The sequence below is a fragment of the Paenibacillus foliorum genome, assembly GCF_013141765.1.
In the GTDB taxonomy this organism is placed as follows: domain Bacteria; phylum Bacillota; class Bacilli; order Paenibacillales; family NBRC-103111; genus Paenibacillus_S; species Paenibacillus_S foliorum.
On record NZ_WHOD01000106.1, the window covers coordinates 25448 to 45305 of the forward strand.

A 19858-nucleotide genomic window follows, 5' to 3' on the forward strand; every position below is an offset into this window, starting at 1 on the left:
TCTTAAAGTATATTATCAAAGTCTATCTGGTAGATCCTAATGCGCTTCGCATACTAAGAATGTATTTAGATGTATCAAGTGGATTCACGCCTCTGCGAGTCCTAGCTATTTCCACTCCTGGAGGACATTCTCGGTAGCTGTCAAATCGAGCCGTAAAGGTACCCCGTCCACCGGTTAATGTGCTTAATTTCACTGGGAACTGCAGCGAGCTTGCAACAGGTACTAGCCCTTCCACTGTAAAGCGTTCGCCTGCTATAACTGGATAATCGAATACAGCGCGCATGAGGTTTAACTCATTTAAAATTTTGCCGCTAACTTCCTCAGGCGCTGTAATTCTGAAATGCAGATAAGGTTCCAGAAGTGTTGTCTTTGTTTGTGCCAGTCCATCCATGATCCCCATTGGTGTGGCCAGTACAAAATCCAATGGATGTGTATGCCAAACATGATGCTGCCCTTCTACCAAGGTCACTCGCAGATCAGTAACCTCCCAACCTAGCAAGCCCTGCATCAATGCTTCGGGCACCCGTCTTGCTACCTCATTCTGGTAGCTATACAGCAGGTCTTCCGGTTTCACTTGGGAAGCATATTGAAGTCCGCTGCCTCGCGGCGCTGGTTCAATATGAAACCGCAGTATCGCCCAGCACGGTTTGGGCATTGTATAAGCCACATACCCCAAACCAGCGCTTGATGGAGTCTCTTTGTAGATAACACTTGGCGACCCGAATTCAGCACTGAGTCCGAAGCGGCTATGCAACAGATGTGTTAGAACTTCTAGCTGAATTGGACCCATAATCTTAATGTGCAGCTCCCGCTCCTGTTGATGCCATTGTAAATCCAGCAACGGGTCCTCGTCAGCAAGCTCCTGCAACGCAGCTACAAGCTGAGGGTATTCGGCATCGCTCACCGGGTGCACCTGTACTGTCAGCAGCGGAACCGTCAGGCTGTGCACAGGGGGCACGGATGCAGCGCTCCCGATAATATCTCCAATTCTCACGCGGCTAAGCCCACAGACAGCTGCGATATCACCTGCGTTCAGCACGCCGACATCTTCATAGTGGCCTGCATGAATTACTCGAATTTGCGTTACCTTCTCATCCAGCTCTTGCGTTGTATTGTGAACCATATCGCGATTCTGAATACGTCCTGCATATAATCGGACTAACGCCACTTTCCCCATTACCTTGTCACGTTCCAGCTTAAAAACAACACCAGATAAAGGATCATCCTCCTTGCCGGTTGGAGAAGGTAAGAAGGATAACACAGCATCCATCAATTCCTTTATGCCAATGCCTTTACTCGCCGCGGCAAACAAAACAGGAAAAACCCTTGCTTGTCTAGCCATTACACATAGACGCTCATACAACTCTTGTCGGGGAACCTCTTCCCCTTCTATATAATGCTTCATTAGCTGTTCATCATGTTCAGCCATTCTCTCCAAAACGGAATCATAATCCACTTGCTCCACGGATGGATTAATCTGACTTTTGCCATTTCCAGTACGTGGAAGATCCCACAAGCTATTAACCTTATTAAAATTTTCTTCCTCACCTGAATAACTCTGAACAGGAATAGCGTCAGGAGTTAACACCGAATGGATTTCATTCAGAACGCGCTGCGCCGAAGCGCCCGTCCGATCCATTTTGTTAATTACAATTAGGGTAGGAATCTGAAGTGTCTGCAAAGCATTCCATAATGTTTCCGTATGAGCTTGAACCCCTTCTACGGCTGACACTATTAAGATAGCACCGTCCAGAACACGCAGCGCCCGCTCCACCTCTGAGGAAAAATCCACATGACCCGGAGTATCTATTAAATTAACTTTGATGCCCTTCCACTCGAATACGGTCGTTGCGGCCCGTACCGAAATGCCCCGCTCCCGCTCCACATCAAGCCAATCCGTCTGTGCTGTTCCCATATCAACTCTACCCAGACTGCGGATTCGTCCGCTTTCGTATAACATATGCTCAGTTGTTGTCGTCTTACCAGCGTCGACATGAGCAACGATGCCTATATTCCTTAGCTTCATTTCTCTTCGCTGCGGTCAGTCGCAGGCGGCGGCGTGATCGATAGCGCATCTATCTCCTTACGCCACTCCGGTGTCATATGGATCTCCAAAGCTGCTAACGACGGTTCCAGCTGTTCCAGATTGCGGGCCCCGATAATCGGCGCCGTAACTCCTGGATGAGACATAACCCAAGCAACAGCTAAAGTTGCGGGATGAAGCTCGCGTTCAGCCGAATATTCGGTAAAACGTTCTGCAACATCATAATACAATTGCTCACCGTAACGTTTACCGTACATCGCCTGTTCAACAAGTCGGCCTTGCACCGGCTTCTTATCCTTGCTGTATTTACCGCTTAGAAGTCCACCACCCAATGGGCTATAAGAAATAACACCTACCTGTTCGGATTCAGCCAACGGCAGAATTTCTACTTCAGCCTGTCTTTTAACCAGATTGTACATCGGCTGAATGCACTCGAAGCGCGCTATGCCTTCTTTATTCGAAATACCAAGCGCTTTGGCGATTTGCCAGGCTGCCCAGTTGCTTACCGCCGGATACAATATCTTACCCTGCTGCTGCAAATCGTCCAAAGCACGCAATGTTTCTTCCATCGCCGTATTGGAGTCGAAGTTATGGATGAAATATAAATCAAGCCTGTCCGTGCCCAATCGTTTCAGGCTTTGTTCTACAGACAGCATAATATTGCGGCGCGACATCCCGCGTGCGTTCACATCACTGCCCATTGGCATACTAACCTTCGATGTAAGAACAATTTCATCACGGCAATCAGCAATGCAGCGGCCGAGGATCTCCTCTGAACGTCCCCCCGAATAGACATTGGCACAATCAAAAAAATTAATACCAACCTCTCGGCATCTCTGAAACATGGCTCGTGAGGTTTCTTCGTCTGCGTTTCCCCCAAACGACATCGTTCCAAAGCACAAGCTGGATACCTGAATCCCCGTTTTTCCTAATGTACGATATTGCATTTTTAATAACCTCCTATGGGTTTTACTTTAGCAAGTCCGAGTTCGTAAGCGTTCTCTCAAATTTGCTAAAGAATAACCGTATCGTGATCTCTTTATTGAGTTTAACATCGGCGAAGCTTTCTTTGAATATATGATCTCTGATTCCCTACTTACATATTTTATAGAAAAACTCGTTGAAATATAAGGAGTGACCTAGCCTTAATTAAGTTACCTAGAGGTAAGGATGGCACGGGGGCGTTAGTAAGGCAATATATATTCAGTACTTAACAAACCTCATAATGTTAATTATAATGAGCACTGAATCTATCACGTTCCAAAAAATAGTTGGAGGTGCTTTACAATGAAATATCGTAAGCTTGGAAACAGCGGTCTAAAAGTCAGTGAAATCAGCTTGGGCAGTTGGATGACCTACGGAGGCTATGTTGAAGACGATAAGTCTGTTAAATCAATTGAACAAGCCTATGATTTGGGCGTTAACTTTTTCGATACAGCAAATGTGTATGAACGCGGAGAAGCCGAACTCGTAATGGGCAAGGCACTAAGCGCCTATTCTAGAGATTCCTATGTACTAGCTACCAAAGTGTTCTGGCCTATGGGTGACGGTCCTAACGACCGCGGTCTTTCCCGTAAACACGTGATCGAGCAATGCCATGCCAGCCTGAAGCGGCTTAACACGGATTATGTTGACTTATACTATTGCCACCGCTTCGATCCTGAGACTCCGTTGGAGGAAACACTTCGCGCCTTGGACGATCTCGTGACACAAGGCAAAGTCTTATACGTAGGCGTAAGTGAGTGGACGGCTGCACAAATGGTCGAAGCTCTTTCCATTGCCGATAAATACTTGCTGGACCGCATTATTGTGAATCAGCCGGTATACAACATGCTTAACCGTTATATTGAAAAAGAAGTCATTCCTACTGGTATGTCCAAAGGAATCAGTCAGGTTGTATTCTCACCACTTGCTCAGGGCATTCTTACCGGCAAATATCGTGCAGGCGCAAGCGTGCCAACCGATAGCCGCGCTGCAAGCAAAAGCTGGGGGGATGATAAACTAACCGAATCCACCTTGGCTAAAGTCGAGCAGTTGATTAAGATCTCGGATGAGCTTGACATTAAGGTTTCACAATTAGCTTTAGCTTGGATTCTGAGACAGCCGAATGTTGCCAGCGCATTGGTTGGCGCGAGTCGTCCGGAGCAGGTCACCGAGAACTGTGCCGCTTCAGGAATCGTACTGTCTGAAGATGTACTTAACTCTATTGAAAGCATTTTACAGGGCTAAGCGATAAAGGAACAATACTTCCGCTATGGAGCGCCGCCTATTGAAAAAGCCTTCAGGAATCCCAATCCCTGAAGGTTTTTCTTATACATACAATTCATAAATGACATAGTTTAACGTTTTGTTCTTGAGATCCTTGCTGATCGATTGGCTCCTACACGAGCGATAGGCTTGCTGCTAAACTTGTAGGAACGGTTCTTCTGATTCATGCGGTTCATACGCACACTAGCTGTCGATAACTTCGCTCCACCGCCGAACATGCTGAACATTTTGAATATAGGTCCCATTTGCTGAAAAAGTTTAAACATTTGGTTCGCTTTGCCCATCATGGAAATAATTCCATCAATCCCTCCGAAGCCGCCTAGAACGGATGCACCTGTATTCGCTGGAGCGGCTGCTGCTGAGGCTTCCATGTTTTCTTCCATCTCCGATTGCCGTTCCAGTACATCCTCGTCTTCTATGAAATTCCTATTTGTTCTAGAGGGTCTTGCTGCAAGCTTTTTATAGGGCTTATAAGCCTTTGCTGGGCCCCGACCATTGCGACCTTTAGAAGCTGCTGCTTTCCTTGACGCACCGCCTCTGGTTGAGCTAACAGAAGCCTGCTGAGCCCGCGTCCGTTTCTTCTTGTCCATCGAACTCCCTACCTTCTTTTTAAAAGTATAAATGACCACACAGAGAGCATTCAAAAAATCAACGTTTGAACACCGAGAAGTGAGACTTTTTGAACAACCTCATACAGGATACTTGTCTCTGCTATACTGTATATGTATGTCGAAACGATATAAAAAGGTTGGGATATTCGACTAGGACCCGTTAAATGTGTGTTTGTTTAGTACAAATCTAAGTGACACTTAACCTTACTTCAACTCTAGCGTTGCACGGTATAGCTCCTGATCCCAGCTAACCTTCGCTCCCAGTGTTTCTCCAACAAAACGAAGGGGGATATACAAATGCCCGTCCACTATCGCGGGAGCCTGTTCCAGCTTAATCATCCTGCCATTTACAATAGCCTCCGATACATCAGGTCGAAGCGTCAGCTCAGCTGTACCTCGTTTGGCAGTCAAAACGCGTTCTTCACCATCCCAGTTGAAGTCAGCTCCGATGCGTTCAAATATGCTCCGAAATGGAACCATCGTCACATCCTGCTTAACAAAACCGCGATTTTCATTTATGAAATGCTCATTAACCATTACCTGAACCTGAGGATCTTCATAGCGCTTTACTATTAATGCATTGCTCAGCAATCTGCCAGGAGCTCGTTTCATCGAACCATCCGCATACAACGCTGAACTGGATCCCCCATCCATATTCATCGCCTCAACCAATCCAAGCTCCACAAGAGCTTGAGCCATGTCTACAGCTGTAGCAGAGGATAGAGTTCCCATAACCAGCCGTCCATCCCCATTCACACCAACAAAACTACGTGTGTTGGCAGCTCCAGTAATTTTAGGATCATCAAATCCGTCTCTTTCAAAATCTACATCTACCTGTCCATTGGTTACGAGCTTCGGCCCCACCCCAATGGCTGATTCCCAAGCTTCTGCGACGCTTTCTGTACTCTTGCTGTTACTGTCAGCTACAAGCGCCTCTACTTCAACCTGATCACCCACATGGATATTAGGCAGCAGGTGGTTATCATTATTGGAACTATGTCCAATATATAGCACATATCCATTCTCAGGAGGCGCTGCTGCTTCCTCTGTCATTGACGTAATTCGTCCGGCTTCAACTACAACCTTCATACCGCCAGCTCTGTCAATCTGTTGGGCAAAATCATTTGTATAAGCGACAACCTGATCAGCATCATCACCGTAATAAGTATTTACTCCCCATGGATTTACGGTATACACTTTATTGTTATGTTTCACTTTAAAGCTCAGCTTAGTTTGTAATGGATGAATCTGAGCCGTTTTATCCGTTCGTATACCTAGCGCCACATTTTCTCCCGATCTAACAAAGCTCCCGGACTCAATCATCAATCCGTTTGGATGCCGCTTGCTCTCATCCTCCTCATAAGCATCGAAGAATGTGCCATTAATCCCTGCAACCGCACCACTGCGTTCTATCATACCGGCAAAGCTTTCCACATACCCAATACCTGACTCCGCTGTGATCGGCATAACTCGAAGATAAGGATCCGATAGGTCAATGGTTGTCATCTGTACCGTAAATTTTTTCCCGTTTGCTTGAATTGTAGTTGAGTCAAATATGACGGATTCGCTCGCCTCCGCATGACTCCCTGTCCATGAGATCGCCAGCATCATAACTGTGCTTGCGGTAATCATTCTTTTTCTCCAACGCTTCATCCTGTCAGCTCCGTTCGATCGTTTTACAAATAATAAATAAATGCTCCTATCCCTGAAGGAAAAACGAGTCCTTGCAAAAAAAAAAGACTACTATTGCATAGTCTTTTTGCTAATACGTTTATTCGCCGCTTTAGCTCTGTGCACCCTATCCTTTTTGCTCCGGCAATGTTATCCAACCCGCATAAATGGAATAGTAAAAGAAGAACGCTGTAATAAGTCCAAGCACCAACAACAAAAAACCAAGCTTAAGCTTCTTTTGAAAAAACGCTACTAATGCTCCGCTAAAAAAAGAACCCATCAAAATTAAAAACAAAATGAGAAAAATAATCATGAAGCTGTTATCTCCTTTTTATCCATCTACAACTAATCAACAGTTACTACTTTACCATTTTTGTAACTGAAAATCGAATAATAAACGGCATAGCTTACCTAAATGTTACTAAGTCATAATAAATTCAGTACTTTTCCTTGGACTATGTTTTCCTTATACTAGTTAGAGGAGCTAAGTCTTGTAGCTTAGGATTTAAATGGATATTCACTACAAGATGACAGATTCAACCACCGAAGGAGGTTCATAATGCCTTATCAAGCGAAAACAGAGCGTTACCAATCAATGAAATACAACCGGAGCGGACGATCAGGTGTGCAGCTGCCTGCAATATCACTGGGGCTGTGGCATAACTTTGGGGGCGTGGATACATATGAGAACGGAAGAGCAATGCTCAGAGCGGCATTTGATTTAGGTATTACACATTTCGATCTGGCCAATAACTACGGACCACCCCCAGGCTCAGCTGAAGAAATGTTCGGTTCTATGATGAAAACGGATTTGGCGCCATACCGCGATGAATTAATTATTTCCTCCAAAGCTGGTTATAGGATGTGGGACGGGCCTTATGGAGAATGGGGCTCCAAAAAGTATCTTATCGCTAGCTTGGACCAAAGTTTGAAACGCATGGGTCTTGATTATGTTGATATTTTCTACTCCCACCGCTTTGATCCAAATACGCCGTTGGAAGAAACTATGGGTGCACTGGATCAAATCGTCCGCCAAGGAAAGGCTCTCTATGTGGGGATTTCCAGCTACACCGCCGAGCAAACCGAAGAAGCGGTTAAAATTCTCAACCGCTTGGGCACTCCGCTGCTTATCCATCAGCCTGTATATTCCATGCTGAACCGTTGGGTAGAAAATGGACTGCAAGATGTGCTGAGCGAGCATGGCGTAGGCAGTATCGCGTTCTGCCCACTGGCTCAGGGATTGCTAACGAACAAATATTTAACGGGTATTCCTTCTGATTCCAGAGCCTCCAACCCAACTAGCTTCTTAAAGGCACAGGATGTAACTGAAGAAAAAATAAATAAAATTCGTCAATTGAACGAAGTTGCCCAAGAAAGGGGACAGAGCCTTGCTCAAATGTCACTCGCTTGGGTATTGCGTGAAGGCCGCGTCACCTCCGCATTAATCGGAGCCAGCCGTGTAAGCCAGATCGAAGAAAACGTTGCAGCGTTGTCCAACCTGGATTTCAGCAGCGAAGAGCTTAGTCGGATCGATGAGATTTTAAAGTAAACCATTCCCATAAATAGGAAACGCCAAGCTCACGAACCTGTGCAGCTTGGCGTTTCCTACTTTGTAAATTAGTAATTTGAAATAACGGATTTAATAAGCAGTCCAGCCCGCATCTGCAGTTACTACTGTTCCGTTAACAAAACTCGAATCATCTGATGCAAGGAATAATGCAACCTTAGCAATCTCTTCTGGTTCACCGGCTCTTGGGTTTAAGCTCATTCCAGCCATCGCTCTTTCCATTCCAAACGCATTGGGTTTATTAATGGATGTGCTAATATTAGTGTTTACTCCACCTGGAGCAATAGCATTACAACGAACTCCAAGTGTCGCATATTGAAATCCTACATTTTTAGTTAATCCTACAACTGCGTGTTTGGCTGATGTATACGCGGCTCCTGCTCTTGAACCCATCAAGCCACCGGCTGAAGCTATGTTAACTATGACTCCTTTACCCTTTTCAGTAAATATTGGAAGTGCCTTTCTTATAGCGCGCATGGGTCCAGTTGTATTAATAGCAAATACTCTTTCCCAAAGCTCATCGGTTAAGTCAGCGGCAGGAACAAAATTATCCATTATTCCAGCATTATTAACTAAAATATCTAAAGTACCATAAGTGCTGACAGCCGTATCGATTAAATTCTGAATGTCCTCCTCTTTTGCAACATTCGCAGCTACAGCAATAGCAGTCCCACCACTAGATGCAATCTCTTTTACTGTTGCATTAGCTGAGTCTAAATTAATATCGGATACAACCACTTTAGCGCCTTCTTTTGCATAGAGAATAGCAATGGCTTTTCCCATACCTGAAGCGGCTCCCGTCACCACTGCAACCTTATCTTGAAGTTTCATTCCAATCCCTCCAAATCAATCAGCATCATTCGCACCTGAAGACTTATCTTCCATCTAGAATATGCCTCAAAAGCCTCCTATTTAAACATGTCACTTATAGAAATACTTTTTCAATAACTTGGAAACCCATGGTGCTACAGTAAAGATAGGGCTTCAGCTTTATTTTAAGCTTTTAGCTATTTTTACTAGTTCAGCTTCTTCGAGCTCCCTGCCGGAGATGCTTATATAGGTGTCATTCTCTGTCCAATTTAATTTCACGAAATTATTTTCACCTAACGATGTGATAAGCAGTGCTTTTGTTCCGCGGATAAATACTTCTTTACTCGATTCCGGCCCAAACGAACCTGTAGTAAGTACACCGTTCTTATGAAGCTTATAATAGGACACCCGCAATAAATGTTTCTTATCATTCGTATACACCAGCATGGTGTGATCCGACTTCCTCTGCCCCTGCCGAAGCCACGCCAATCCATTATCAAAAGTATAGCCCTGAGGCAAATAGGCCGGAACAAACATCTTAAAATCAGCGTATTTCTTGACTTCCTGCTCTCTGAGATTCAACTCCGTGAGCGTAACTGGCCCTTCTACGACTGGATTCGCATCTGCAGATCCGTTCGAGGATGATATTCCTGTAGAGGCCGAAACCAGTGTACCCGTAACCGATGCTGTCGTCACAACCATTCCAAATATTAATCCACCTAACACAAGTGCGGTGACCATAAAGCCTACCGAACCGAGACGCGTACTAATTAATCGCTGTCTTCTCTGTTTTTGTATCCGTTTGGAGACTTGTTTCCAAGCTCCAGCAAGCATCATCATTAATTCAGTGGAACTACACTGTTGCTCACTTGGAAGTGTTGTAGATACAAGCTTCAGTTTACAGATGCGCAGCCTTGTGAGCTCTCTTAGTTTGCCGACTATTTGCTCCTCATCCAGCCCTCCAAAGTAACGCCTGTGCTTAGCTGCCCATAGAAATACGTCAGCCGCAACCTGTTGAACAACAATTCTATCTAAGAAACACAGCTCGACTTGTTCAGAGAGAACTGTAATATATTGTTCGAACAATGATCTCTGCACTATTACCGTTAAGGAAAATACGTTCCCTTTAAAAAGCAGCAGCCATTTCCGGTCCATATAATCTCCTTTGACTCAAATCTATTACTTGGCAATTAAGCCGTCGCCGATCCGATTCAATTCCTTCTCATTCAAATCTGCCTTGACAATGATATTGATATCTTGATTATTCCATTCCAGTTCGCTTCCCCCCTTCGGTGAAGCGCTTAATGTGCGCACACCGTCCTGACGATCTGCATTCACACTAAAGGAACGTTTGCGGACCAATATCTGAACCTGATTGTCTGCACTTCCTTGGCTTCCTTGATAAACGAGCTTGGCAGCACTCGCTTTGGACTCTCCCAAGGTAATATGGATAGTAGCCTCTTGAAGTGTGTAGCCTGCAGGTAGATAGCTTGGAATTGGCATAGCAAACTGCATTGCCGAAACGGCCTCTTCTAAAGTAACCTTCACTCTACGGAAGGCTCCTTCATTCGGCAAATCACGGTTGTCCTCGAGCTTCGGTGGAGGGAGCATATCATCCGGTGGTGGTGGCGGAGTCTTGGCTCCTTCGGTCGAAACGCTTTCAGTACTTCGGATGCTCACATTAATCGAGTTGTTCTTCGCTCTATAGACCATTTCATACATCGGTCTGAACGCTTCGGTTGTCTGCAATGTGCTAAACAGCACTGCACCTGCCATTAATGAAGCAGCACTAAGCGAAGCCCATTTCGCTCTACGCATCCAGACTACTTTGCGCTGTTCCTTTCGTAAACGTTGTTGCAGGCTACGCCAAGAACCTGCTGGATCAGGAATAGACTCCGTTGGAAAATGCCCGCTATTTGCCGCTGCTTCGTCAAACAGCCGCTCGAACTCCGCATCAAAGTCTGACTTGTTCATAGCTCATTCACCATCCAATCATCCTGAAGTTTACGTTTAATAGCCTCTCTTGATCGAAACAATGTTTGGCGAATTTTCTCCTCTGAAACATCAAGACGTTCAGCCATTTCTTTGTAGGACAGTTGCTCGACCCAACGCATATGTATCACTTGCCGGTATATAGGTTTCAATTGATGAATGTAATGTACGATGGCCTCTTTCATAAGCTTGGCCTCCACTTCAGCCTCAATTGAAGGGATACCACTGCTCATGAACGAAACAGCATTCTCTATATAGACATCATCAGATAGAAGTTCGTTCCGCTTTTTATTATTTTTTCGTAAATAACTAATCGTTGCGTTATATGCGACCGTTCGCAACCAGGCTATCATTCTTCCTTCATCCACATTATGAGGGCTTTTTCGGATCAGATTGATGAAAGTATCTTGAATAATATCCTCGGCTGCCGGATGATCTTTTACCAAGTACATAATCTTAGGGTATACTAGGCGGTAAAATTGTTCATATACTTGCTCCTGCAGCATCGGGTCGAGAGACCTGATGTCACTGGTTAATAGAACTAAAATAGATTTCGACATGATTCCTCCGCAGCTTCACAAGCCCATTCCTTTATTTGCCATTTTTAAGACTTAAGCTCTATCTTACACGTTTTCGCGTTAAATTTGGAGAATAATCTCATATTTAACAAATTGATCATCTTTAAATTACTACGCGAAAAGCTTCAACGGGGTTCAAGGCTTCGCTCGGCTCACAGGATATTTGGGTTTACACGGCCTGTCGCTGCGGTGGCAGGCCGCTTGAAGATTAAACTTTTTTAAACACGAGAACTGCGTTATGTCCACCAAAGCCGAACCCATTGGAGATGGCCACCTGAATCGGGGACGCTTCAGCCTTGTTTGGCACCACATCCAAATCACATTCTGGGTCTGGTGTTTCATAGTTGATTGTTGGAGGAATCATCCCGTCCATTAAGCTTTTTACCGTAATAACAGCCTCCAACCCTCCGGCAGCACCGAACAGATGACCCGTCGCCGACTTTGTCGCGCTTACCTTCAACTTGTAGGCATGTTGACCAAATACACGCTTGATACCTTTAATCTCTGCACCGTCGCCAAGCGGTGTTCCAGTTGCATGGGCGTTAATATAGTCCACTTCCTCAGGCTGCACACCAGCATCCCTAAGCGCTTCTTTCATAGCCCATGCATTACCCGTTCCTTCGGGATCAGGTGCTGTTATATGATAAGCATCTGCAGACTGACCGTAGCCAACAATCTCCGCGAGAATTGTGGCTCCTCTTGCCTGGGCATGCTCCCATTCTTCTAGAACAAGTACCCCAGCACCCTCTGACATCACAAATCCATCGCGATTTGCATCGAACGGTCTGCTGGCTTGCTGCGGCTCGTCATTACGAGTGGACATAGCTTTCATATTACAGAAGCCTCCAAAGGATAATTCATTTATTGGAGACTCCGCTCCACCTGCTATCATTGCATCCGCAGCGCCGCATCGAATAAGATGAAAGGCCTCCCCGATTGCATTATTTCCGGAAGCACAAGCATTAACAGGTGTTGTATTTGGTCCCTTAGCCCCTAATTGAATAGATAGCTGGGCTGATCCCATGTTAGCGATCATCATAGGAATGAGAAATGGACTGATACGTCGAGCCCCTTTTTCCAGCATAGTTTTATGATTATCGAGTGTGGTTTGAATACCTCCAATCCCAGTTCCAATGGATACTCCTACGCGGTACGCATTTTGTTCTGTGATCCTTAAATCCGCATGATTCAAAGCCTGCTTCCCCGCCGCTACAGCAAATTGTACAAAACGGTCCATATGCCGCAGCTCCTTGGGCTCAAAGTAAGCCTCGGGATGAAAATCAGTTACAATACCCGCTATTTGTGTGGCGAAAGACGATGGATCAAACACCTCAATACGTGAAATTCCTGATTCTCCCTGAATTAAACGACTCCAGAAGGATGTCACATCCGACCCCAATGGGGAAATAACTCCTAAACCTGTAACGGCTACACGTCTTGACATATAGATACAGCTCCTTATTGATAAGATATTAAAGGCTCATTGATTTGCGGATCTAGCTGAAGCTTTAGCAGCAAGCCGGCTTGTACGAGTCCGGCTCCAAATCCGTAGAGCAGTAACCGGTCTCCATTCTTTACTCTGCCATCCCGAATCCCCAAATCAAGTGAAAGCGGAATGGTTGCCGCTGAAGTATTGCCGAACTGCACGAGGCTGTAAAGAGTTCGTTCAATGGGGACACCACTTCGCTCACATACAGGCTCAATAATACGAAGATTAGCACTATGCGGAATAAACCAATCTACCTGATCCATGCTCCGCCCGCCTTTTTCAAGCAGTGCCTTCATCCCCTCTGGAACCGTACGGACCGCCCACTTAAACACTTCCTTGCCATTTTGCACAAGTAATTGACTGTCCTTAAGCTCCACACCATTCAGCTTGTTGGCTAGGCCGGTTCGGTAAACATGGCCGCCGCCTTTACCTTCTGTTCCCAAATGAAAGGCCTCAAAGCTTGAATGCTCAGCATCCTGCTCCACTAATGCCGCACCGGCTCCATCCCCGAACAACACACAGGTTGTGCGGTCAGTGTAATCCGTTATCTTCGAAATCGTATCGGCTCCGATAACCAGAATCTTGCGGTGAAGCCCAGATGCAATGAAGCTGTGGGCGGTATGCAGCGCATAGGCAAAGCCTGCACAGGCCGCACTCAGATCAATAGCTCCAGCTGCAGCTTGTATACCCAAACGGTCTTGAACTATAGCCGCAACACTAGGAAAGGGAAAATCCGGGGTGCTTGTAGCAACGATAATCAGATCAACGTCGTTAACCGTCTTGTTGTATCTGTGCAGCATATCTTGAACCGCCGCCACGCATAAATGACTAGTATATTGATCAGGGCTGCTTATTCTGCGCTCACGAATTCCGGTTCGTTGAACGATCCATTCATCACTTGTCTCCACCATGTCTTCGAGGTCTTTATTCCGTAATATACGTTCAGGTACATAGGTGCCAATAGCTGTAATACGGGCTTTTTGTAGATACATAGTTCTACTCTCCTCTGTATTGTTATCTAGTATTAGTACCTAGTACTAATTTACTTCAGTATAGCCTCCATAGCTTGTCCTTGTCAATCAAAGATAAACAGATGAGTAACCCATATACATTTGAACTTCTGGAGGGTTGAAAGTGGGATTATAGGTGCTTTTGAAGTTGTTAATCGGATGATTCGCGTTTAAGAGATCTCAAGGAAACCTGAATATGTTTTAACCATAGCTGCTGAATCCGTGGTTCGAGGTCATAGAGGAAGCGCTCGTTCCGTTATTTTCAAAAAAGATCATACAACAGGTGAAATAAAGCATCATTTGTTCCGTTATCTCTTCGGCTCCACATGCAAATATCCCCAATTCCCCTACATAGAGGAAGAACGAGCTCCGCTATTCGGGATAATTGGACTATCCAGATTAATTAGCGGAACTTTTGGTTCCGCAAAGGTACTAATAGCTGCATATTCCCTATCATCTCCATTCATCCCAAATATAAGCTACTGCGCAGTCCTTGGAGACATGTGCGTTTGTTAAACTTGAGCGAAGCAAAGTTTACAGCTGACACTCTATTTAACCCAAAAAACCGACCCCTTACGTACTGTCATACGCTTGGGATCGGTTCTCCGCTCATTCAATATGGATAATGAAATAATACTCTTTTATTGAGGAAGGATGGCTCTCGTAACCATTTCCCATTCATGTATTTCATAGCCTCTTGCACCGCTGGATACGTACGGATCCTGTCTGACTGTTTCCACAACCTCATCCGTTGATTCGGCAATATAAATAACTAATCCTCCAGATCCATCAGAAAACTTCCCATTAGCAAAAATTTTGCCTTCATTACGGCCCTTTTCTAAAAATTCAAGATGCTGCGGGCGGAACTGCTGGCTTTTCTCAATATTAATAATAGGTAAAAAAACGGCATAATATTTCATCAAATTTTTCCTCCAAATAATTCAAGATAAGAACCATAGCCTTCCGCTTCAAGCTCATTCTTCGGTATAAAACGCAGTGCCGCAGAATTGATGCAGTAACGCAAGCCTCCTTCAGACTTGGGACCATCATTAAACACGTGGCCTAGATGGGAATCCGCCTCTCGACTGCGTACTTCAGTCCGAATCATAAAGTGGCTGAGATCCTGCTTATCCTTCACATTCGATGCAACCAACGGCTTGGTGAAGCTCGGCCAACCGCAGCCGGAGTCAAACTTATCACGGGAGCTAAACAGCGGCTCGCCAGATACGATATCTACATAAATGCCTTCACCTTTATGGTCCCAAAACTCATTTTGGAACGGAGGCTCCGTTGCATTGTTTTGCGTCACTTCATATTGAATAGGAGTCAGCTTCTCTCTCCGCTGCTCTTTATCCTTCACAGTGTTCCAATGAGCGGCTATGAAGCTATCACGGCCTGAGCCTTTTCTGTACATTTTGTAATGCATCGTTTTTTTATGATGATAGCCTTGATGGTACTCTTCTGCTTCGTAAAAGGGTCCAGCCTGGACGATTTCTGTCGCAATCGGTTTGCTGAACCGTCCGCTTTGCTCCAATAATTGCTTGGATGCCTCCGCCAGCTGCTTCTGCTCATCACTATGATAAAAAATCGCAGTTCGATAAGAACGCCCGCGATCATGAAATTGTCCTCCCGCATCCGTCGGGTCGATTTGCTGCCAGAAAATATCGAGCAACTTCTCATAAGGAAATAGCTGTGGATCAAAAGTAATCTGCACCGCTTCCGCATGCCCCGTCATTTCCGAGCAAACCTGCTCATACGTTGGATTTACAGTGCTGCCACCCGTATAACCGGAAACCACTTGCTGAATCCCCGGCATTTCCTCAAAAGGAGATACCATGCACCAAAAACATCCTCCCGCAAACGTCGCTAGCTCGTAACTGCCCTTCTTTTCGATCTCATCATTCATCCGTATCCCTCCACCCTGTAGGAAATGACTTGCCACTCCCTATCATATCAAGCTTTCATACAATTTCCAAATGAGAAGGAAGCAACCTGCTCTTGAATTCAGCTCAAATGTAAAACTCTGCATATTTATGATATCGCTTGGAAATATATAACGAATACAAAACTATAGTTTCAGGTGGATGGCAATGGATAAATTATTCAATAAAATTAGCTTTTTACAGATTTGCATGATCCTTATGTTAATGAATGGACTCACAAATCATGTCATTGTGAACCCGATGCTCCTCGATGCCTCTGGAAGAGACTCTTGGATCTCTGTTTTATTCACTGGCGTATTATTTATACCTTGGTGTGCTCTTCTTGTATGGTTTATGAAAAAATCAGGTCAACAGAGGCTCCAGCCTTGGCTAGCCAGTAAAACTAGCCCGTTGGTATCGTGGATGATAGTAATTCCAATCTGTTTACAGCTGTTCCTAATCGGAGGCTCCACTGTATTACATAGCGCAACATGGACAATAACTAATTACTTGCCTACCACTCCGAAGCTCGTTTTGGTTATTGCTTTATGTGTGGTTTGTTATTATTACGCCAAATCAGGCATCAGCATGATTGCCATAAGTGCGGGAATCTTACTTCCGATTGTCGTTCTCTTAGGCTATTTCGTCTCCTTCTCAAATGAGCCACGCAAAGACTATACGCTTCTCCAACCTATAATGGAGCATGGATTGCAGCCAGTCATTCATGGAATGGTCTATGCTGGAGCTGGTTTTATCGAGATGTTTATGATCATTGCCATCCAGCATCGATTGAAATCAACCCTACGCCCCTGGAAGCTCATGATCTTGGGAGCAATTATGATTTATATTACCGTTGGTCCCCTTATTGGCGGGATTACAGAGTTCGGACACGAAGAAGCTGCTAAACAATTTGAATCTCCATTTGAGCAATGGCGGTTGGTGAAATTAGGCAATAATATCGAACATGTTGATTTCTTATCCGAATTCCAATGGCTATCCGGTGCAGTAATACGAATTAGCTTCGCTCAATTTTTACTTGCGGAATTATTGACCTTTCGTAATCTGAAGCAACGAAGCCGATTTATTCTCGTCATTACTATCAGCTATGGTGTACTATCGATGCTCCCTATTGATAGTTATACCTTCTATTTATGGATGTTTCACTTCTATATGCCCATCTCACTTGCAATAGCTTTATTTTTATCGATTGTTTGCATTGCCATCTCTTTTTTTTCGAAGACGGTTAAGGAGGAAATTGCATGAATGGGAAGATCCTTGAACCCGTAGAAAGTTGGAACGAGCAAAAAATAAAGGCTCTATTCCCTCAATCAGCTGATGTTCAAATAATTAGCTATCGTTTTGAAAATGATACTTCATCAGCTGAAGTCATTCTTATCTATAGCGATGGATTATGCCAGACCAGTCAGATCGGGGACTTCATCCTTCCAGAGCTCGAACGTTTGTTTCGTCAAAATGGATTTAATGAATTAATTCAAGGCCATGCTTACGGCAGCTTGCCATTACTATCGTTAGAAACCAGAGTTACGTCAGAACTTATATCTGAATTAATTTTTGAAGGTAATCTACTGGTGCTGTTCCCCCCAACGAATGCTTTATTCAAAATATGTATTTGCAATCGTCCTCAGCGTACTCCCGCGGAATCAAGCACGGAGGTTTCCATCAAAGGACCGAAAGATGGATTTATAGAGGATATTAATGTCAACGTAGCTTTAATCCGCAAACGTATTCGGAGCCATTCGCTCTGCTATGAAACCTATACACTGGGAAAGCGGACAAAAACAAAGGTCGGATTATTGTATTTTCAAGACATTATTGCCCCTGAAATATTGAGCAAAGTCCAAAATAAAATCAACAGGATTGAGATCGACGGACTGTACAGCATTAACCAGCTTGAGGAGCTGATTACAGATGCCAAGTACTCTCTTATGCCCTTGCTTGATTATACAGGTCGACCAGATAAGGCAGTCAGCAGCTTACTTGCTGGGAGATTTGTCATCATAGTTGACGGGAACCCGATGGTTTTAATCGGCCCGGCTACCTTCTTGCTTCTACTGAAATCGCCTGAAGATCTTTACTTTAGCTTCCAATATATTTCATTTGCCCGCGTTATTCGGATATTCAGCTTCTGCTTATCCGTGTTACTTCCCGGTGCATGGGTGGCACTCTCTTCATTCCATCCGGATCAGATTCCATTTCGGCTTATGGCGACCATTTCCTCTGCGCGTATTGGCCTCCCATTTTCTGGACAGGTTGAATTATTTATTTTGCTGTTGCTGTTAGAGATATTTAGAGAAGCGGGTTTGCGACTTCCAAATTCACTTGGGCAAACCTTAACTGTTGTCGGTGGATTAGTTATAGGGGATGCCTCCATCCGGGCAGGCTTGGTCTCACCAAGTGTTGTTGTTGTAGGCGCAATAACTGCAGTAAGCGGCACGACACTCGTCAGTCAATCGTTAAGCTCATCCGTTAGTGTCATCCGACTTTTGCTTTTTTTCATTTCGTCCTTTCTAGGGATGTTTGGCCTGCTCCTAGGCATCCTACTCTTAGTAGGATACATGTGTACTCTCCGATCCTTCGGAGTTCCTTATATGTCGCCTATCTCACCTTTGACTATTAAGGAGCTATTAGGAGCTATCCTTCGGCTTCCTTGGAGCAGAAATAAGACAAGACCTCAATCCTTACACACCGTAGATTCGGACCGACAAGGGGAAGATTAGTGTGAAATTATGGCCTAAACTGGCTCTTATTTGTGCAGTGCTCGTATCTCTAGCCGGCTGTTGGGATTCCAAACCCATTCAAAATATGGCTTATGTGACGGCTATTGGGCTCGATTATAAGGATAACCAAATTATTTTGTATGCGCAGGTATTAAACTTCTTAAATGTGGCGAAGAGTGAACATTTCGAAATTGGTAAAAATGTGCCTGTGTGGATTGGAAGAGGTACCGGGAAAACCATTTCTGAAGCTATGACCTCCATATACGAGACATCACAATTAAGAGTGTACTGGGGTCATGTCAAGGCGATAGTGTGCAGTGAAGAAATATTAAAAGAGAAAGAGACGCTGCGTCAAGCCTATGATGGGATTAACCGTTACCGTGAGATTCGTTATAACGTTCTACTCTATGGAACGAAGATGCCATTAACTGAAATTCTTTCTCAAAAGTCCATATTTCACTTTTCGCCTTTGGACACGATATTGGATACCCCCGAGGACATCTTTTCACAAAGATCTTTTGTTCCGCCCCAATACGGCTATAAAATAATTTCTGAAATAAATGAGCTAGGACGAACTCCCATGCTTCCTTCAATCACTATAACCAAAAAGGTTTGGACAGAGGATCAAACAACCGCACCTATGTTTCTAATTGATGGTGCCTTCTTAATAAACAAGAATACAAGGACACAATGGTTTTCGGAGGACGACCTTAAGGGAGTTAGATGGATTCAGAAAAAAATGAAAAGGTCTCTTATTAATATTCCTGACAGCAAAAAACCGCTAGCATCGCTTATCTTATATAAACCTCGTCATTCGATACAATATTACTTTGAAAATAATGAATTGCGTTTTAAAGTTATTATTAAAGTTAGCTCATATATTGATGAAACGATGTCTGACATCTCCATTAAAGCCATGGAGAAACTAGCTGAAACTGTAGTTAGGGATGAAGTGATTTCAACGTATGAAAAGGGACTCGAGACTCAAACTGATACGCTCAATTTACTTGGTGAGTTGTATAGAAATGCTCCCCGCAAGTGGCGTGAACTACAACAGGAGGAAGGCAAGCTGGAATTAAAAAAATCGACCTTGGGTAAGGTCGAAGTTCATGTGAATATCATGCATACTGGAAAATATAAAGGAAGATCTAATTAATC

General features: G+C 44.4%; 18 protein-coding genes. 5 read left to right on the plus strand and 13 right to left on the minus strand.

Features of this window, described 5'->3' with window-relative positions; translation table 11 throughout:
- Positions 1-22: 22 nt before the first annotated feature.
- Both GC093_RS28595 and GC093_RS28600 read right to left on the minus strand, forming a co-directional pair.
- Entirely contained in the window at positions 23-2026 is a 2004-nt protein-coding gene (locus tag GC093_RS28595) for a GTP-binding protein (protein WP_171655349.1), read from the minus strand.
- Entirely contained in the window at positions 2023-2991 is a 969-nt protein-coding gene (locus GC093_RS28600) for an aldo/keto reductase (protein WP_171655350.1), read from the minus strand. The genes GC093_RS28595 and GC093_RS28600 overlap by 4 nt, the downstream gene beginning before the upstream one ends.
- Before the next feature lie 340 nt (positions 2992-3331).
- Between GC093_RS28600 and GC093_RS28605 the strand changes: the two genes are divergently transcribed.
- A complete protein-coding gene (locus tag GC093_RS28605; protein WP_171655351.1) occupies positions 3332-4273 on the plus strand; it encodes an aldo/keto reductase family protein in 942 nt (313 codons plus the stop codon).
- Between the two features lie 110 nt (positions 4274-4383).
- On the opposite strand, the gene GC093_RS28610 is transcribed toward GC093_RS28605, so the two are convergent.
- The 3 genes from GC093_RS28610 to GC093_RS28620 all read right to left on the minus strand — a co-directional run bounded on the left by GC093_RS28610 (position 4384) and on the right by GC093_RS28620 (position 6907).
- Positions 4384-4902: a hypothetical protein gene (locus GC093_RS28610; RefSeq protein WP_171655352.1), complete on the minus strand. Its 519-nt coding sequence runs from the start codon at positions 4900-4902 to the stop codon at positions 4384-4386.
- A 225-nt stretch (positions 4903-5127) separates the two neighbouring features.
- Positions 5128-6576, minus strand: coding sequence for a stalk domain-containing protein (locus GC093_RS28615; protein ID WP_171655353.1), 1449 nt, complete (start codon positions 6574-6576; stop codon positions 5128-5130).
- Positions 6577-6721: 145 nt separating this feature from the next.
- The gene (locus GC093_RS28620) at positions 6722-6907 is read right to left on the minus strand and encodes a hypothetical protein (RefSeq protein WP_171655354.1); all 186 of its coding nucleotides are present in this window, start codon (positions 6905-6907) and stop codon (positions 6722-6724) included.
- A 246-nt stretch (positions 6908-7153) separates the two neighbouring features.
- Between GC093_RS28620 and mgrA the strand changes: the two genes are divergently transcribed.
- On the plus strand, positions 7154-8143 hold the full coding sequence (gene mgrA, locus GC093_RS28625) for an L-glyceraldehyde 3-phosphate reductase (RefSeq protein WP_171655355.1): 990 nt from the start codon (positions 7154-7156) through the stop codon (positions 8141-8143).
- Positions 8144-8233: 90 nt separating this feature from the next.
- Here mgrA and GC093_RS28630 read toward each other — a convergent pair whose 3' ends face one another.
- The 8 genes from GC093_RS28630 to msrA form a co-directional block, all read right to left on the minus strand.
- Positions 8234-8992 carry an SDR family oxidoreductase gene (locus GC093_RS28630; protein ID WP_171655356.1) on the minus strand — a complete coding sequence of 253 codons (759 nt, stop codon included), beginning with the start codon at positions 8990-8992 and terminating at the stop codon, positions 8234-8236.
- Between the two features lie 159 nt (positions 8993-9151).
- Positions 9152-10126: a DUF4367 domain-containing protein gene (locus GC093_RS28635; RefSeq protein ID WP_171655357.1), complete on the minus strand. Its 975-nt coding sequence runs from the start codon at positions 10124-10126 to the stop codon at positions 9152-9154.
- Between the two features lie 24 nt (positions 10127-10150).
- Complete coding sequence (locus GC093_RS28640) at positions 10151-10945, minus strand: hypothetical protein (RefSeq protein ID WP_171655358.1); 795 nt, start codon at positions 10943-10945, stop codon at positions 10151-10153.
- Entirely contained in the window at positions 10942-11523 is a 582-nt protein-coding gene (locus tag GC093_RS28645) for an RNA polymerase sigma factor (protein ID WP_171655359.1), read from the minus strand. The genes GC093_RS28640 and GC093_RS28645 overlap by 4 nt, the downstream gene beginning before the upstream one ends.
- A gap of 226 nt (positions 11524-11749) precedes the next feature.
- Positions 11750-12985 carry a beta-ketoacyl-ACP synthase II gene (fabF, locus tag GC093_RS28650; protein ID WP_171655360.1) on the minus strand — a complete coding sequence of 412 codons (1236 nt, stop codon included), beginning with the start codon at positions 12983-12985 and terminating at the stop codon, positions 11750-11752.
- 14 nt (positions 12986-12999) lie between these two features.
- Complete coding sequence (locus tag GC093_RS28655) at positions 13000-14022, minus strand: ketoacyl-ACP synthase III (RefSeq protein WP_171655361.1); 1023 nt, start codon at positions 14020-14022, stop codon at positions 13000-13002.
- 659 nt (positions 14023-14681) lie between these two features.
- Positions 14682-14960, minus strand: coding sequence for a YciI family protein (locus GC093_RS28660; RefSeq protein WP_171655362.1), 279 nt, complete (start codon positions 14958-14960; stop codon positions 14682-14684).
- Positions 14960-15946, minus strand: a complete 987-nt coding sequence (gene msrA / locus GC093_RS28665) for a peptide-methionine (S)-S-oxide reductase MsrA (protein WP_171655363.1) — start codon at positions 15944-15946, stop codon at positions 14960-14962. Before msrA ends, GC093_RS28660 begins: the two co-directional genes overlap by 1 nt.
- Before the next feature lie 184 nt (positions 15947-16130).
- Between msrA and GC093_RS28670 the strand changes: the two genes are divergently transcribed.
- The 3 genes from GC093_RS28670 to GC093_RS28680 are packed head-to-tail and all read left to right on the plus strand — an operon-like array spanning position 16131 to position 19856.
- Positions 16131-17225: an endospore germination permease gene (locus GC093_RS28670; RefSeq protein ID WP_171655364.1), complete on the plus strand. Its 1095-nt coding sequence runs from the start codon at positions 16131-16133 to the stop codon at positions 17223-17225.
- On the plus strand, positions 17222-18700 hold the full coding sequence (locus GC093_RS28675; protein WP_171655365.1) for a spore germination protein: 1479 nt from the start codon (positions 17222-17224) through the stop codon (positions 18698-18700). Before GC093_RS28670 ends, GC093_RS28675 begins: the two co-directional genes overlap by 4 nt.
- A 1-nt stretch (position 18701) precedes the next feature.
- Positions 18702-19856: a Ger(x)C family spore germination protein gene (locus tag GC093_RS28680; RefSeq protein ID WP_171655366.1), complete on the plus strand. Its 1155-nt coding sequence runs from the start codon at positions 18702-18704 to the stop codon at positions 19854-19856.
- Positions 19857-19858 lie beyond the last annotated feature (2 nt).

Bases quoted from the DNA above. Each gene is read 5' to 3' on its own strand.
- GC093_RS28605 (WP_171655351.1), top strand. From the start codon at position 3,332: ATGAAATATCGTAAGCTTGGAAACAGCGGTCTAAAAGTCAGTGAAATC.
- msrA (WP_171655363.1), bottom strand. From the start codon at position 15,946: ATGAATGATGAGATCGAAAAGAAGGGCAGTTACGAGCTAGCGACGTTT.
- GC093_RS28675 (WP_171655365.1), top strand. From the start codon at position 17,222: ATGAATGGGAAGATCCTTGAACCCGTAGAAAGTTGGAACGAGCAAAAA.
- GC093_RS28615 (WP_171655353.1), bottom strand. From the start codon at position 6,576: ATGAAGCGTTGGAGAAAAAGAATGATTACCGCAAGCACAGTTATGATG.
- GC093_RS28655 (WP_171655361.1), bottom strand. From the start codon at position 14,022: ATGTATCTACAAAAAGCCCGTATTACAGCTATTGGCACCTATGTACCT.
- fabF (WP_171655360.1), bottom strand. From the start codon at position 12,985: ATGTCAAGACGTGTAGCCGTTACAGGTTTAGGAGTTATTTCCCCATTG.
- GC093_RS28645 (WP_171655359.1), bottom strand. From the start codon at position 11,523: ATGTCGAAATCTATTTTAGTTCTATTAACCAGTGACATCAGGTCTCTC.
- GC093_RS28595 (WP_171655349.1), bottom strand. From the start codon at position 2,026: ATGAAGCTAAGGAATATAGGCATCGTTGCTCATGTCGACGCTGGTAAG.
- GC093_RS28630 (WP_171655356.1), bottom strand. From the start codon at position 8,992: ATGAAACTTCAAGATAAGGTTGCAGTGGTGACGGGAGCCGCTTCAGGT.
- GC093_RS28620 (WP_171655354.1), bottom strand. From the start codon at position 6,907: ATGATTATTTTTCTCATTTTGTTTTTAATTTTGATGGGTTCTTTTTTT.
- GC093_RS28635 (WP_171655357.1), bottom strand. From the start codon at position 10,126: ATGGACCGGAAATGGCTGCTGCTTTTTAAAGGGAACGTATTTTCCTTA.
- GC093_RS28600 (WP_171655350.1), bottom strand. From the start codon at position 2,991: ATGCAATATCGTACATTAGGAAAAACGGGGATTCAGGTATCCAGCTTG.
- GC093_RS28610 (WP_171655352.1), bottom strand. From the start codon at position 4,902: ATGGACAAGAAGAAACGGACGCGGGCTCAGCAGGCTTCTGTTAGCTCA.
- GC093_RS28640 (WP_171655358.1), bottom strand. From the start codon at position 10,945: ATGAACAAGTCAGACTTTGATGCGGAGTTCGAGCGGCTGTTTGACGAA.
- mgrA (WP_171655355.1), top strand. From the start codon at position 7,154: ATGCCTTATCAAGCGAAAACAGAGCGTTACCAATCAATGAAATACAAC.
- GC093_RS28670 (WP_171655364.1), top strand. From the start codon at position 16,131: ATGGATAAATTATTCAATAAAATTAGCTTTTTACAGATTTGCATGATC.
- GC093_RS28660 (WP_171655362.1), bottom strand. From the start codon at position 14,960: ATGAAATATTATGCCGTTTTTTTACCTATTATTAATATTGAGAAAAGC.